This is a genomic window from Formosa sediminum (genome assembly GCF_007197735.1).
GTDB classification, from domain to species: Bacteria; Bacteroidota; Bacteroidia; order Flavobacteriales; family Flavobacteriaceae; genus Formosa; species Formosa sediminum.
Genome location: NZ_CP041637.1, coordinates 119,708 through 134,273, shown reverse-complemented (window position 1 = coordinate 134,273; position 14,566 = coordinate 119,708). Strand labels below are relative to the sequence as shown.

The following is a 14,566-nucleotide window of genomic DNA, read 5'->3' as shown; positions in this document are numbered from 1 at the left end:
AATTAATCTTTAGTCCAAAGTTTTAAATACGTTTGAGCAGAAGTAATGTAATTGTGCTTAGTAAGTACAAAATTGCGTGCATTTTTAGAAATAGTTTCAATTATTTTTGGATTTAAAATAAGCCATTCTAAGGTGTTTACTATATATTCTATATTTGGTAAGGCGTTTATGGCTACCGCATTTTCAGAAAGATTATAAAATTCTAACCATTCCTGTTCTGCCCCAGTAAACACAACTTTACCTTTAGCCATGGCTTCTAATGCATTAAAACCTTGGTCGTATGCATATATTTGGTCTAATACAATATGTGCCTTATTAAAACTATTTATGTATGTGTTATAGGGTAGGTCTGTAACGGTTAAAATTTCAACTTTATCTGTGTATTTTTTTTTAATACGATCTAATGCTGCATTAAAGATATCATTTCCTTTTTTATAGTATTTAGAAGAGTTTATACCATGAAATATTACAATTTTGTCTTTAACAATTAAAGGTGTATATTTTAAAATATCTGTATTGATAGGGTTAGGAACCATGCCTAAATATTTTTTATGGTGTTGTAAAGGCAAATGATAATCTAAATCTGAAGCAATCACACCATTAACATTGTTATATATGTAATGATGTAATTTTTTATGTTTTTTACTTGTAAATTTTAATGCATAATAATATGAGGTTTTTGCTTCTTTTTCTTCGAAATACGGTGTTAAAATGGAGTATTTATATTTTTTATTGTAAGCAAAATTTACACTAATGTAATCAGTTCCACAGGACAAAAGAAATACTTTTTTATTGTGGTTAAATATGTATTTTAATAATAGTTTTTCTGTTTTAGGAATAGTGTTAAAAGCGTTTTCATTTATTAGCTGTACAACATCGTAATCTTGAAGTTTATTTTTTACGGCGAAAAATTGTTTCTTAATATCAAGAGAAATTAAATCAAAATTTAAAACCTTGTATATTATACGTTTAATAAATTTAGGTAACCCTTTTTTGTAGTTTTTGTACAGTTTTATATCTACCGGATAATCTTTAAATTGGTCTCCAAATCCAATAATAGTAACCTCATGACCTAGTTTTTCTAAACCCTCTTTTAGAGAATTATGAAGTCGACTATATTCTCCTATTAATAAGATTTTCATTTAGTATATTTGAATGTTTTTAAATCATCTTGTCTTGCAAAGTAACAACAAAAAGATTTGTATTTTAGTATCCTCTTTAGGAAAAGGAGGTGCAGAGCGATCAACAGGGCAATTGTCTATAATGTTGCATGAATTAGGGTACGATGTACATGTAGTAATTATACTAAATCATGTAGATTTTGAATACCGAGGGACTTTATTAAACTTAGGAGATTTAAAAGATAAAGACGATACGCTAAGCGGAAAGTGGTCTAGATATTTAATGCTAAAAAGATTTATTAAAGCACATAATTTTGATTGGATTATAGACAACCGTTCTAGAGTTAATGTTTTTAAAGAAGTGTTTTTTCAGAAGTTTATTTTAAAATCAGAACGTAAAATTTTTGTAGTAAGAAGCTTTAAGTTAGATGTTTATTTTCCAAAGCCACGTTGGTTTATTAATGTCTTGTTTTCAAAAAATGCTCAAATTGTAGCTGTTTCTTCCGGTATTAAAACTGAAATTGAACGGGTATTTAATTTTAAACATATTGATGTAATATATAATCCTATTGCAGAAAACACCTTTCTGCCTTCAATTCATGAAACACAATCTTACATCTTATTTTACGGACGATTAGATGATGGTGTTAAGAATATTTCTTTATTATTGGAAGCATATAAATTATCAGAATTATCCAATAACCATATTCATTTGATGATAATGGGAGAGGGAAAAGACAAAGCGTATCTTAAAAAAAAGGTATTAGATCTTGGTCTAGATGGATATGTGATTTTTAAAACGTTTGTAAGTAATCCTTTACCTATTGTTGCTCAAGCAAAATACGTGTGTTTAACTAGTCGTTTAGAAGGTTTTCCTAGAGTGCTTTTAGAGTCACTATCTGTTGGAGTTCCGGTTGTTTCTGTAGATTGTAAATCTGGACCTAATGAAATTATAATTGATGGTTTTAATGGTCTTTTAGTTGAAAACTTTAATGCAAAAGCAATATCTTATGCCATGAATCGGTTTATATTTGATAAACCCCTGTACGAAACTTGTAAAAAGAATGCTAAACGTAGTGTAGAAAAGTTTTCTATAAAAAAAATTACAAACGATTGGAAACAACTATTAGAAAAAATGTGAATACAACGGTCAATGATTTAAAAATTATTGAGATTCCTAAAATAAAAGATGCTCGTGGAAATTTAGCGGTGATAGAAAAGGATTGTATTCCTTTTAAGATAAAACGGGTGTATTATTTATACGATGTACCTAGTGATGCTTTTCGTGGCGGACATGCACATAAAACATTATATCAATTTTTAATTCCTCTTAGCGGTAGTTTTCAAGTACGTGTTAAAGATGGTACTAATGAAGATTTAATAATGTTAAATAAACCAGATATAGGGTTGTTAATTATCCCTGGAATTTGGAGGGAAATAGAAAATTTTTCTTCAGGATCTGTTTGTTTAGTATTAGCATCAGAAGAGTTTGATGAAGATGATTATATTAGGGATTTTGAAACATTTACTTTATTTAAAGGGTGTTAAGTAAATATCTTTTTTTAGAAAAAACAATTGTATTTTTTTTAAATATTTAAGTATTATAATAGGTGTATTTAAAAGTATGCGTTGTTTTGTATTAAGGTTTTTATGGTTTATATTAGATTTTAACCTTTTATAGTTTATAATATCTCCTTTCTGTTTTCTATCTATAGCTAAAGAAAATCTATTTAAATCTAGATACGTTTTTAAGCTTTGATGATTTGGTTCTACAGCTTTAAATCTATCAAAAAGCTGAATTCTATTAGCGCGGTAATTAGAGTAAGATAAATGATTTTCTGTGTTATTAATAACTTTTGTAGCCGTTGGTTTTATAGAAAATGCTATAGGTTTGTGCAATGCAATACGAATCCAAAGTTCTGTGTCTTGACCTGAACGCATAGTTTCGTTAAAATATCCAACTTCTTTAAATGTAGATTTTGGTAGTAATACAGCAGAGGTCCATGCAATACTGTCAATTACAGATGCTTTAAAATAATCTGGAATCAAGCCAAAATAATTTTCAGAAACAGTATTGTAAGTCGCTTTAAATCTTGGTCTTTTAAAATATTGCTTAAAATATCCAGAAGCAAATAATCCGGCAGTAGGGTAAGTTTTATATAAAAGTAAAAGCGTTTTTAGGTGGTCTGTTTCCCAATAATCGTCTGCATCTAAAAAAGCAATCAGCTCTGTTTTAGCTAATTTTACACCATAATTTCTAGCAAACGATACACCAGAATTTGTAATAGTTACTACTTGTAAACGAGAATCTTTTATAGTGTTTATTAAGTTCAGACTTTGATCTGTAGAACCATCATTTATAATAATAACATTAAAATTTGTTACAGACTGATTTAAAACACTTGTAATTGTTTTAAGTATATGTTTTTCTTTATTAAATAAAGGAATTATAACAGTTACGTCTGTATTCATAAATTAAGAGTTAAAATCAATATAACACATAAACGTTATACGGTAGAGTTGTAATACTTTAATATTAGGATTAGATCCTAATAGGTTGCGTTTCATTTGAACTTTAAAAATGCTATGTATGTAAGAAAATATAACGTTTAATTTAGTGTGTTTAAGCGAGGTAAATAGAGCTAGAAGACTATTATTATGAGTTTTAATTTTTTGCTGTTTAGTTAACTTTAATAACATTAAAGCTGCTGCTTCTTTTTTTTGTAAATACACGTTACTGTTTTCTATACCAAGATGATATACTGGATTGTTAATATGATATACTTTGATTGATTTATCTTTAAGTAATGCTCCAAAATAATTGTCTAAACCATATCCACTATATTGCATTTGTGCATTTAAACTTTTGAAAACAGATTTTTTAATTAGAAAATTTGCAGAAATTATGACTTTATAAGGGGTGCGATTTCTTACAGATGCATCTACCACTTCTTTACTCCTACCATATTTCCATCTTAACATAAATTCATTTTCTGGAGGTGTATTGTTGTAAGCAAATCCACCAAAAATGGCTTCGAAGTCAGAATTTATATATTTAATGTAGGTTAAAATGTAGTTTGTGTTTACAGGAATAGTATCTGCATCTAAAAACAATAACCACTCAAATTGTGAGGCTTCGCAAAGTGATTGCCTTGTTTGGGTTCTACCATTATTATGAGATGATTTTAAAAAAGAAGTGCAAGATAATGCTTCAACCTCAGTATTTGTATTCATGTATTTTACGTCAGATGCATCATCTAAACATATAATTTCAAAAATAATATTAGCTTCAATAAGTTGTTTGTGTAATGCTTTTACTAAAGCAACTACATTGTAATTATATATTGGAATTAAAACAGATAGCATAATTTATAAAACTAAATTGTAAATAAACACATTATTTGAGGGCGGTTATCTGATTATAATTTTTTTAAAGTTTAAAAATACTAATTATTTAAGTATGGGAAACTTATATTATACAATATGTTTTTATATTAGATGCTTTGTAAAATTAGTGTGTAATTTATGAATTGGTACAAAAATTTTGTTGTGTATTGGACTATAATTTTTATGAGTATAGCAGTCTTAGGTCGAGTTTTTTCTGAAAGCGGGGAGTTTTTTCCTTTTTTTAGATGGTCGTTGTTTTCTAAGACTCCTAATGAATTGGTTATTCCTTTTGTGATGGTGACTAAATTAGATGGTGTGAATTTGAAAGAAAGGGTTAATATAACAGCCATGTATAATCATCATCATATAAACCCGGTTACTATGGATTTAAATGTAAATAAATGGTATAAAACTGTTGTAAATAAGACTAATAAAGCGGAGCAAACTTTGCCTGAGTTTATTACTATTTTTTCAGATAAAAGTGAGTTTTTATTATGTACTAAGGCTTTAGATTTAACGAAATCTGATTATAACTTAAATGTAACACTAGATACTATTTTAATGGTGAAAAATAAAACAATAACTTACTTTGAAAACGCTAATTAATTCACATATATTCTGGAAATTTGGATTAAAAGGGAATAATCCAATACTTAATGAGCCTACAGATTTATTATATGGCCGAATTCAAAATATTTTAAAATGGATTCCTGTTTTGTTTTTAGGTTTTCAATTTGTACAGTTATTTAATGTGCATAATTTGTCGAAAACTAAATTAATTAGTCCGCTTTGGCCCATTTTTCCTTTTCAAGAAATTTCCTCTAGCAACATAGTTCTTTTTTTACAAATTAATATATTTATATCACTTATATGGTTAATTTTTAAACCTAAGAGTTTGCTTATAAAACTTTATGTTTTTAGTACGTATTTTTTATATGTAGCTTTTTCAAACTCTTTTGGTAAGATTGATCATAGTATGCATTTAGCTTTAATGCTTTTGTTTTGCTATGTTTTAATGCCTTCTTCTAAAATAGCAGGATATAAAGCAAAAACGATTTTAATGTTTGCTACGGCTCAATTTTTTTTATTACTTTCTTATAGTTTAACAGGGGTATGGAAATTATTTTGGGGTATAATTCAGCTTATTAAAGGGGAAGTTAGTATATTCTCACCTTTGTCTTTTAGAAACACTTTAATCGTGCAATTTCAAGTTAAACCACCTACAGTTTTAGGAAGTTGGTTAATAGAACATTATTATATAGGATGGCTTGCGTTTTGGGTAGTATTGTATATAGAGCTATTTTCAGTTTATGTGTTTTTTAGATCTAATTTACATAAACCTTGGGGCGTATTATTAATCATGTTACATTTTGGAATAGCACTTGTAATGGATATTGTAATGTTTGCTCCGCCTGTAATTATTGGTGCTTTATTAGTAATGTCTCCTTTTTATAAGGGTACTAGTTTTGAGAAGACGTTACAAAGCTTTCCGATTATATCTAATATACTTCACGTCTTTAGATTTAAAGCTAGTACTTAGTTAATAATAAAAGCATACAAAGTAGTAAAGATTATGCTTTACGTTGCACCACTTCAAATAATTGGTTGTTATCGCATTTTAAGGTTTTACTTGGGTATTTTAAAAGTAATGCGTAATCGTGGGTAGCCATTAAGATGGTATTTCCGTTTTTATTGATGTCTTGCAGGACTTTCATAACTTCAATACTAGTTTGCGGATCAAGGTTTCCCGTGGGTTCATCTGCAAGGATAAGTTCAGGATCGTTAAGTAAAGCACGAGCAATCGCTACACGCTGTTGCTCACCTCCAGATAATTCATGAGGAAATTTAAATCCTTTTGTTTTCATTCCCACTTTTTCTAATACTTCTTCTATACGCGACTGCATTGCAGATTTATCTTTCCAACCAGTGGCTTTTAATACAAAACGTAGGTTTTCGTTAATATTTCTATCAACCAAAAGTTTAAAGTCTTGAAAGACAACTCCAAGTTTACGTCTTAAATAAGGTATTTCTTTTTCTTTTAAAGTCCTTAAATTAAAGTCTACAATATTACCTTCGCCCTTAGTAAGCGGTAAATCGCCATACAAGGTTTTCATAAAACTACTTTTTCCGGTTCCCGTTTTTCCAATTAGGTACACAAAATCACCTTTGTAAATTTCAACATTTACATTAGAAAGCACTAGGCTTTCGCCTTGAAATATTGAGACATCTTTTAATTGGAGTACAGTTTGCGACATAATAACGGAGCGTTTTTTTAGTGGTGTAAATGTATCATTTTATAATAACTTATAAAACAGAGATTGATTGCATTTATTTTTATTTTTTTTCAAATTTGTAATATAAATTAATAATTTTTGAATTAATTTTCGTTAAAGGATAGAGATTAAATTATCTTTGATTTAAATAAAACCTAAGGTTAATGATTAGAAGTAAGATTGTATTATTTTTATTAGCAATTGTATTGTGTAGCAAGATGCTAGCACAACAAACCGCAATTTATACAAACGATCAAGAGAGTTATTTAAAAGCATTGGCGCTTTATAATAGTAAACAGTACCTTGCTGCTCAGAATATATTTACAAGTATTCAAAAAAAGACTAAAGAAGAAGTCATGAAGTCTGAGTGTGCGTACTATATTGCTAGTGCAGCTATTCGGTTAAATCAACTAAAAGCAGACGATCTTGTAGAGGAATTTGTAGAAGAATACCCAACGAGTCCAAAACGAAATTCTGCCTATATAGATGTAGCAGATTTTTATTTTAAAAGTGGTAAATATCCACATGCTAAAAAATGGTACGACCGTGTAGACGAACGTTCGCTTACAGATCTGGAGAAAGATAGATACTATTTTAATAAAGGGTATACTGCATTTATAACTAAAAATTATAAAAACGCAAGAACGTATCTAAATAAAGTCGAGAACTCGGCAACTTACGGCTCTCAAGCTAAGTATTATATAGGTTACATGGCATATGAAAGCGATGACGCTAGTCAGGCTAATCAGTATTTCGATCAGGTAAAAGATCAAGAGAAATACAAAGAAAAAATGTCTTATTACAAAGCCGATTTAAATTTTAAATTAGGAAATTTCCAGCAAGCTATTGCCTTGGCTCAAGAGCAAATACCGTATAGTAGCCGGGAAGAAGAATCTGAATTAAATAAAATTATTGGCGAAAGTTATTTTAATTTAGGACAGTACGATCAAGCCATACCGTATTTAACTCTTTACGAAGGTAAAAGAGGGAAGTGGAGTAATACTGATTATTATTTGCTAGGTTATGCATATTACAAACAAGGTGATTATGAAAATGCCATTTCAGAATTTAGTAAAATTATAAGCGGCGATAATAGTGTAGCTCAAAATGCATACTATCATTTAGGTGAAAGTTATATACGTTTAAATAAAAAAACAGAAGCTTTAAATGCTTTTAGAAATGCTTCCCAAATGGATTTTGAACCTAAAATTCAAGAAGATGCCTACTATAATTATGCTAAAATTAGTTATGAAACCGGAAACCCTTACGAGTCTGTACCTACGGTACTGTCTAGTTACATAACAAAATACCCAGAAACTACGCACCGAACAGAAATAGAAAGCTTATTGGTAGATTCTTATATTACGTCTAAAAATTATAAGGAAGCTTTAAAAATTTTAGAAACAAAAAAAGATGCTGCCAGTAAGGAAGCTTATCAAAAAGTTACTTTTTACAGAGGTTTAGAGTTACTTGAAGAAGAAAAATATAAAGAAGCAACAGGCTTTTTTGATAAGGCAGTAAATACACAAATCAATCCAGAATACACAGCTCGTGCAAGTTTTTGGAGAGGAGAGAGTAACTACAATTTAGGAAATTATAAAGACGCTGTTTTAGATTATAAAACATTTAAACAATATAGTATTTCAGATAGTGAAGAAGGTAAAGTTGTAGATTATAATTTAGGATATGCGTATTTTAAGCAAAAAGAGTATGCACTTGCTACAGAACATTTCAACACGTTTACCCAAAATTATAAAGATGATCAAATTAAACTAAATGATGCTTATTTACGTTTGGGAGATGGTTATTTTGTATCTAGTAAATACGACAGTGCTATTACAGCTTATAATGCTGCAATACAATTAAATACTTTAGAGTCTGATTATGCTGCTTTTCAAAAAGCCATAAGTTACGGTTATACTAGTAACTCTACTAAAAAAGTATCTGCTTTAGAAGCTTTTTTAGACGATTATCCTAAATCTAAATTAAGAGATGATGCTATGTACGAATTAGGAAATTCGTATACAAAATCTAATCAGAGTGAAAAGGCTGTGAGTATGTATAACAGACTTAGTTCTGAATACAGAATGAGTTCTTTAGCTCCTAAAGCAATGCTTAGAGAGGGGTTAATTTTTTATAATAGCAATAAAAACGAAGGTGCTTTAGCTGTATTTAAAACTGTAGCAGCCAATTATCCAGGTACTCCAGAAGCCATACAAGCCGTATCTACAGCACGTTTAATATATATTGATATGGGAGCGGTAGACACGTATGCAAGTTGGGTTGAAACTCTAGATTATGTTAAAGTTACAGATGCAGATCTTGATAATTCTACATATGAAGCTGCCGAGAAAAAATATTTAGAAAATAATACAGATGAAGCTATAAAACAATTTAACGGTTATTTAAATCAGTTTAAAAATGGCTTACACTCCACCCAAGCCCATTTTTACTTAGCCCAATTATATTACCAAAAAGGATTAAAAGTTAACGCTGCACCACATTATAAATATGTAGTAGATGCATCAAGAAGTGAATTTACAGAAGAAGCCTTAATGCGACTATCCCAAAGTTACTTAGAGGGTAAGAACTGGATTGATGCAATACCCGTTTTACAACGTTTAGAAACAGAGGCAACATTCCCGCAGAATGTGATTTTTGCACAATCTAATTTAATGAAAGCTAATTATCAATTAAATAAATATAAGAGCGCTGTTAGTTATGCAAATAAGGTTTTAGCTAACGCCTCTATAGATAATAAAATTAAAAGTGATGCACATATAATTATCGCTAGATCTGCATTTAGTACTAATGATCTTGTTATTGCTAAAGAAGCTTATGAAGAGGTTAGCAAGGTTGCTACGGGTGAAACTGCGGCCGAAGCATTGTTTTATAATGCTTATTTTAAACACCAAGAAGGCGATTATGAAGGATCTAATGCAGCAGTACAACGTTTAGCTAAAGACTATTCAAGTTATAAATATTTTAGTGCCAAAGGTTTGGTTGTCATGGCTAGGAACTATAAAGAGTTAGGAGACGCATTTCAAGCGACTTATATCTTAGAAAGTGTAATTGAAAATTTTAAATCTTTTAACGATGTAGTTGCAGAAGCCAATAAGCAATTAAAAGACATCAAGAATGAGCAAGCAAAAACAAACTCTTCAGTAAAAACCCAAAACTAAATTCGTTTAAATTTACTTATCTTATGTATAAGACCTATCAATATATATTAGTACCTATAGTTTCTCTATTTAGTGTTACACTTATGTGTGCACAAGAGAAAGACACGATTCAAACCGATGTTATCAACGTAATAAAGCCTTACACTCCAACAATATCTGATGCTTTTAAAGCAAAAATAACACCTACTTTAGAAGATAATTCTACTGTAAAGAAAAAAACTGTAGATTATAATATTCTATCTGTTCCTGTAGCTTCAACATTTATTCCTACTAAGGGTAAAGCAGCTATGATAGAACGAGAAAAACCAGAATTGTTTTATGAAAATTATTTAACAATAGGTTACGGATCTTATGGGAATTTAATTTCAGAACTTTATGTTACTAAAGAGCTTAATCGAATAGGTTCTTTCGGAGCTCGGATAACACAAGAAATGTCGGATGGAGGAATTGATGGTAAAATTTTAGATGATTCTTTTACAGATACTAATGTAGAGTTAGAGTATATTAAAAGGCAACGCGATATTACTTGGAGTATAAAAGGAGGCTTACAACGGCAAAAATACAATTGGTATGGTATAGAAAGTCGTTACGAAAATTCTATAAATGATAATGAGAAGGTAAGTCATAATTTTTATAATTTATATGCAATTGGAGATGTCGCATTCGATTATACTTATATAAAGTCTGCGAGTGTCACATTAAGACGTTTTTACGATGAATTTGATTCTGGAGAGAATCATTTAAACTTTAAGGGGAAAGTTGATTTACCTGTATTAGATGAAGAAATTACTACCAATGTAAGATTAGAATATCTTAACGGTCATGCAGGAAATAGATACACGCCATCTACACCAATACCAGAATACGGAAACTTGCTTTTTGGAGTAGCGCCTTCCTATCAATTACGTCGTGATAATTTAACCTTAAATATAGGGGCTTCAGCATACTACATGTTAGGATTTGAAGATACCAAGAGTAATTTATATCTATACCCAAATATTACAGGGTCTTTTAGAGTAGTAGACGATGTGGTTATCGCTTATGGAGGATTAACGGGTGATGTAGTTCAGAATTCATATCGAGATTTTACTCAGTCTAATCAATTTTTATCACCTACAATAAGTGTAAGACCAACAGATAATAGTTTTAATGCGTATTTAGGAATGTTAGGTAAATTTACTAATGACATTGGCTATAATCTTAAATTGGGATATACTTCTGAAAAAGACAAACCATTATTTAGAAAAAATAATTTTCCAGCAAGCGGAACAACTATGAATGGCTCTACTGCTTATGAATACGGAAATTCTTTTACTGTAGTATACGATAATATAAAAACGATTCATGCTTTAGCCGAAGTAAATGTAGAAATGAATAGAAACTTTAAGATGGGATTACGTGCAGAATATATGAATTTTAATACCGAGTTTGAAGAGGAAGCATGGAATTTACCAAGTCTTAAAGCTTCAGTGTTTGGAGATTATAACTCTGAAGATAACTGGTTTGCTGGAGCAAAAATATTTTATGTAGGAGAACGTAAAGATCAAAATGTTTTAATAGGAGATAATGTAACAACAGCAGAATCTATAATTACTGTAGATGGCTATATAGATATTAATTTAAATGCTGGATATAATATAAGTAATAGGTTTACCGTGTTTTTAAACTTAAATAATATTGCTGGAGATAGTTACGAGCGTTGGAGTAATTATAATGTACAAGGCTTCCAAATATTAGGAGGAGCAACATATAAATTTGATTTTTAGCAAAGCAATTAAATTGTAAAGATAAGCATCCTTCGGGATGTTTTTTACTTTTAAAATAGTTCCTTCAAATTTAAAAAAAAAGTTCATTATGTTTTTTTCAGTATATTTAAAAGGTAAAACAATCTAACCAAATTAATCCCTATGAAATTTCTCTTTACATTATGTATAGGTTTACTATTAAGTATATCTGTATATTCTCAAACAGAAGAGTATACAAAAGCTGCAACCCAATGTCTTAATATAACAGGAATGTCTGCACATTATGAAACTATTTTTGAAACCTGTTTTAAACAAATGCAAGATCAATACGCTAAGTTAAATATTCCTTCAAACACTTGGAAGGAGTTTAAAACGGTTAAACCAGAAGCTTTAGCACGAGTAAATCAAGAATTAGTTACGGTGTATTCTGATTTTTTTACTTTAGAAGATGTGCAAAAAATGAATGCGCTTTATCGTTCTTCTACTGGACAAACTATGATTAAGAATCCGAATGCGTTAACAAAAAAAGATAAAAAAGAAATTGATCGTTTTTACAAATCAGAAACCGGTAAAAAAATTATTAATTCTCAATCAGCAATGAATCAGAAAATGCAAGTTGTATCCGATTTCTGGTGTGGTGAAATGTATAAAGATGTAAATGAAAAGTTAGAAGCTAAAGGGTATACTATTCGCTAATTGTTAGTTTGGCTAAATAATCAAAATGGTCTCCTTCTTTAATGCTTTCACAATGTAATCCTACGGTTAGGCATGCTGTCTTTAAGGTATTAAAATCTAAATATAGCCAAGTTAAAGGCGTTTCATTTTTACCTTTATAACTCAAGTAATAATCAAGCTCTCCGTAATAATTTGAATTGGTATCAATCCATAATCCGCCATCTTCATCTTCATACATGTATTGAATGTCTGAAGAATCAATTAATATTTGCCCGTTAGGATTTAGAAGCGTTTTTAAGTGGGATAAATATTGTGTTACATACTTTAGTTTTTGAAAAATTCCTGTACCATTCATCAACAATAAAATCGTGTCAAAATGTTCGGTTTCATCTAATATAGAGCTAACTTTAGCCTGTTTTAATCCGCGATTTTTGCATACAGAAATGGCACCTTCAGAAATATCTATAGCCTTAACATTGTATCCTTTATTTTGAAGATATAAACTATGCCCACCAGCTCCACAACCAACATCTAATACTTTTCCTTTCGCTAGCTTCAAAGCTTCTTGTTCTAATTTAGGCATATCGTTATATTCCCGAAATAAATAAGGAATAGGTAGAGTATCCTCGTCTGAAATGTTTGTAGAAGTGATTATATCTTCAGTATGATTGCCATTTTGGTAATCTAAAAGTGCTTGTCCTAAAAGGTCTTTCATAATTAATATTATAGTTTTTCTTACTACGTTTAAAACAGATTTAAATTTAAATTTAAATTAAATCGTATTTTTGTGTTATGCAAGACCTATTAAAAAATCTGCCTAAACAGGCCAAAGATAAGCATAACGAGAATACAACCTTTTTTAAAAAACTAAAAAAGAAACCACCTAAGCAACTAGATTATATTATGCAAGAATTGCATGATGCAGAATTTAAACGTACCGATTGCTTAGAATGTGCAAATTGTTGTAAAACCACAGGACCCTTGTTTACAGATAAAGATGTGGAACGTATTGCAAAGCATTTTAAGTTGAAACCACAGCGTTTTATCGAGCAGTTTTTGCGCACCGATGAAGACAACGATTATGTTTTACAAAGTGTACCTTGTACGTTTTTAGGAGCAGATAACTACTGTTCAATTTATGAGGTTAGGCCAAAAGCATGTCGAGAATTTCCGCACACAGATAGAAAAAAGTTTCAACAAATTTCTAATCTAACAATAAAAAATGTTGCCATTTGTCCTGCCGCATTTAATATTGTAGAAGAAATGAAAAAACGTATAAAGTAAGCGATGAACCGGTTTCTAATTTTTATATTATTTTGTTTTTCGTTCGGCATAAGTTCGGCTCAAGAATGGATGACTAATTTAGAAGTAGCTCAACGTTTGGCTTTAACTCAAAACAAACTAATAGTTGCGGTGTGGGAAGACGCTTACTATAAAGGCGTTTTTGCTACTGTAAATAATGGAGGCCAACAAGATATTTATTTAGAGAATATTTTTTCTGAACCTGTAGTAGATAGCTTATTTTGGGAGTATTTTGTTCCGGTTATACTTAGTGAAAATAATTATTCTAGGCTTTACGAAAAAACAGCACATAATAGATCTGATGATTATATTAATGCCTTTAATGATGACGGGCTAAAAGTAATGGATGCTAATGGTAATATTTTAAATATACCTCAAGACAATTACCTACTAAACCTCTCGTTGTTTATATATAAGTATGGCATAGATATGTCTTTTTTAAAATCAGAATTGCAGAATTATAAAAATCAACAAGGGTTTTATGCCTCGTTTTATTTATCTGCAAAGTATATGGATTTTGCTTTCTTTGAAAAACCCGAAATACGACCAGATTTAGTTGGTTTAGCGTCATTATATTTAGATGAAGCTATTTCATATTTAAAAAAAGAGGATTTAGAAAATAAATCTGCACTAAATCAAAGGGTAGAGTTGCTAGAGATTCAAAAGTTAATCCTGTTATACAATCCTAAAAAAGCGCTAAGAAAACTTAATAAAATTAAAGCTATAGAAACAGAAAACGCTAATATTAACTTGCGGTCATTTTTATACTTAGCATCTTATACAATGTTACAAGACCAAGATAATATTGCTATTTGGGAACCAAAGGTTTTACTATGGGACAAGAAAAAAATACAGCGTTTAATGTCTACTAAGTAATATAG

At 29.8% G+C, this 14,566-nt stretch carries 14 protein-coding genes; 9 read left to right on the top strand and 5 right to left on the bottom strand.

What is annotated here, in order from left to right; all coding sequences use genetic code 11:
- Positions 1–2: 2 nt before the first annotated feature.
- Positions 3–1,142, bottom strand: a complete 1,140-nt coding sequence (locus FNB79_RS00635) for a glycosyltransferase (RefSeq protein WP_143379458.1) — start codon at positions 1,140–1,142, stop codon at positions 3–5.
- A 34-nt stretch (positions 1,143–1,176) separates the two neighbouring features.
- Between FNB79_RS00635 and FNB79_RS00630 the strand changes: the two genes are divergently transcribed.
- Positions 1,177–2,262, top strand: a complete 1,086-nt coding sequence (locus FNB79_RS00630; protein WP_185967814.1) for a glycosyltransferase — start codon at positions 1,177–1,179, stop codon at positions 2,260–2,262.
- Positions 2,259–2,669 carry a sugar 3,4-ketoisomerase gene (locus FNB79_RS00625; RefSeq protein WP_143382526.1) on the top strand — a complete coding sequence of 137 codons (411 nt, stop codon included), beginning with the start codon at positions 2,259–2,261 and terminating at the stop codon, positions 2,667–2,669. The genes FNB79_RS00630 and FNB79_RS00625 overlap by 4 nt, the downstream gene beginning before the upstream one ends.
- Here FNB79_RS00625 and FNB79_RS00620 read toward each other — a convergent pair.
- The gene (locus tag FNB79_RS00620; RefSeq protein WP_143379456.1) at positions 2,652–3,593 is read right to left on the bottom strand and encodes a glycosyltransferase family 2 protein; all 942 of its coding nucleotides are present in this window, start codon (positions 3,591–3,593) and stop codon (positions 2,652–2,654) included. The two genes, FNB79_RS00625 and FNB79_RS00620, sit on opposite strands and share 18 nt — an antisense overlap.
- Before the next feature lie 3 nt (positions 3,594–3,596).
- The gene (locus FNB79_RS00615; protein ID WP_143379455.1) at positions 3,597–4,487 is read right to left on the bottom strand and encodes a glycosyltransferase family 2 protein; all 891 of its coding nucleotides are present in this window, start codon (positions 4,485–4,487) and stop codon (positions 3,597–3,599) included.
- A gap of 159 nt (positions 4,488–4,646) precedes the next feature.
- Here FNB79_RS00615 and FNB79_RS00610 point away from each other — a divergent pair, with 159 nt between their 5' ends.
- Positions 4,647–5,114, top strand: a complete 468-nt coding sequence (locus FNB79_RS00610) for a hypothetical protein (protein WP_143379454.1) — start codon at positions 4,647–4,649, stop codon at positions 5,112–5,114.
- Positions 5,098–6,048 (top strand): hypothetical protein, encoded by a 951-nt coding sequence (locus tag FNB79_RS00605; RefSeq protein WP_143379453.1) that lies wholly within the window; start codon positions 5,098–5,100, stop codon positions 6,046–6,048. Before FNB79_RS00610 ends, FNB79_RS00605 begins: the two co-directional genes overlap by 17 nt.
- Positions 6,049–6,079: 31 nt before the next feature.
- Here FNB79_RS00605 and FNB79_RS00600 read toward each other — a convergent pair whose 3' ends face one another.
- Entirely contained in the window at positions 6,080–6,763 is a 684-nt protein-coding gene (locus FNB79_RS00600) for a cell division ATP-binding protein FtsE (RefSeq protein WP_143379452.1), read from the bottom strand.
- Positions 6,764–6,945: 182 nt separating this feature from the next.
- On the opposite strand from FNB79_RS00600, the gene FNB79_RS00595 reads away from it, so the two are divergent.
- From FNB79_RS00595 to FNB79_RS00585, 3 genes are all read left to right on the top strand, one after another.
- The gene (locus FNB79_RS00595) at positions 6,946–9,963 is read left to right on the top strand and encodes a tetratricopeptide repeat protein (protein WP_143379451.1); all 3,018 of its coding nucleotides are present in this window, start codon (positions 6,946–6,948) and stop codon (positions 9,961–9,963) included.
- A 23-nt stretch (positions 9,964–9,986) separates the two neighbouring features.
- Positions 9,987–11,729 carry a TonB-dependent receptor gene (locus FNB79_RS00590; RefSeq protein ID WP_143379450.1) on the top strand — a complete coding sequence of 581 codons (1,743 nt, stop codon included), beginning with the start codon at positions 9,987–9,989 and terminating at the stop codon, positions 11,727–11,729.
- Between the two features lie 141 nt (positions 11,730–11,870).
- Positions 11,871–12,404: a DUF2059 domain-containing protein gene (locus tag FNB79_RS00585; RefSeq protein WP_143379449.1), complete on the top strand. Its 534-nt coding sequence runs from the start codon at positions 11,871–11,873 to the stop codon at positions 12,402–12,404.
- Here FNB79_RS00585 and FNB79_RS00580 read toward each other — a convergent pair.
- A complete protein-coding gene (locus tag FNB79_RS00580) occupies positions 12,394–13,098 on the bottom strand; it encodes a class I SAM-dependent methyltransferase (RefSeq protein ID WP_143379448.1) in 705 nt (234 codons plus the stop codon). The two genes, FNB79_RS00585 and FNB79_RS00580, sit on opposite strands and share 11 nt — an antisense overlap.
- Before the next feature lie 77 nt (positions 13,099–13,175).
- Between FNB79_RS00580 and FNB79_RS00575 the strand changes: the two genes are divergently transcribed.
- On the top strand, positions 13,176–13,667 hold the full coding sequence (locus FNB79_RS00575) for a YkgJ family cysteine cluster protein (RefSeq protein ID WP_143379447.1): 492 nt from the start codon (positions 13,176–13,178) through the stop codon (positions 13,665–13,667).
- A 3-nt stretch (positions 13,668–13,670) separates the two neighbouring features.
- Positions 13,671–14,561, top strand: a complete 891-nt coding sequence (locus FNB79_RS00570; RefSeq protein WP_143379446.1) for a hypothetical protein — start codon at positions 13,671–13,673, stop codon at positions 14,559–14,561.
- The last annotated feature ends 5 nt before the right edge of the window (positions 14,562–14,566 follow it).

Coding starts and splice junctions, on each gene's coding strand:
- FNB79_RS00635 (WP_143379458.1), bottom strand. CDS start 1,142: ATGAAAATCTTATTAATAGGAGAATATAGTCGACTTCATAATTCTCTA.
- FNB79_RS00620 (WP_143379456.1), bottom strand. CDS start 3,593: ATGAATACAGACGTAACTGTTATAATTCCTTTATTTAATAAAGAAAAA.
- FNB79_RS00615 (WP_143379455.1), bottom strand. CDS start 4,487: ATGCTATCTGTTTTAATTCCAATATATAATTACAATGTAGTTGCTTTA.
- FNB79_RS00610 (WP_143379454.1), top strand. CDS start 4,647: ATGAATTGGTACAAAAATTTTGTTGTGTATTGGACTATAATTTTTATG.
- FNB79_RS00600 (WP_143379452.1), bottom strand. CDS start 6,763: ATGTCGCAAACTGTACTCCAATTAAAAGATGTCTCAATATTTCAAGGC.
- FNB79_RS00595 (WP_143379451.1), top strand. CDS start 6,946: ATGATTAGAAGTAAGATTGTATTATTTTTATTAGCAATTGTATTGTGT.
- FNB79_RS00590 (WP_143379450.1), top strand. CDS start 9,987: ATGTATAAGACCTATCAATATATATTAGTACCTATAGTTTCTCTATTT.
- FNB79_RS00585 (WP_143379449.1), top strand. CDS start 11,871: ATGAAATTTCTCTTTACATTATGTATAGGTTTACTATTAAGTATATCT.
- FNB79_RS00580 (WP_143379448.1), bottom strand. CDS start 13,098: ATGAAAGACCTTTTAGGACAAGCACTTTTAGATTACCAAAATGGCAAT.
- FNB79_RS00575 (WP_143379447.1), top strand. CDS start 13,176: ATGCAAGACCTATTAAAAAATCTGCCTAAACAGGCCAAAGATAAGCAT.
- FNB79_RS00570 (WP_143379446.1), top strand. CDS start 13,671: ATGAACCGGTTTCTAATTTTTATATTATTTTGTTTTTCGTTCGGCATA.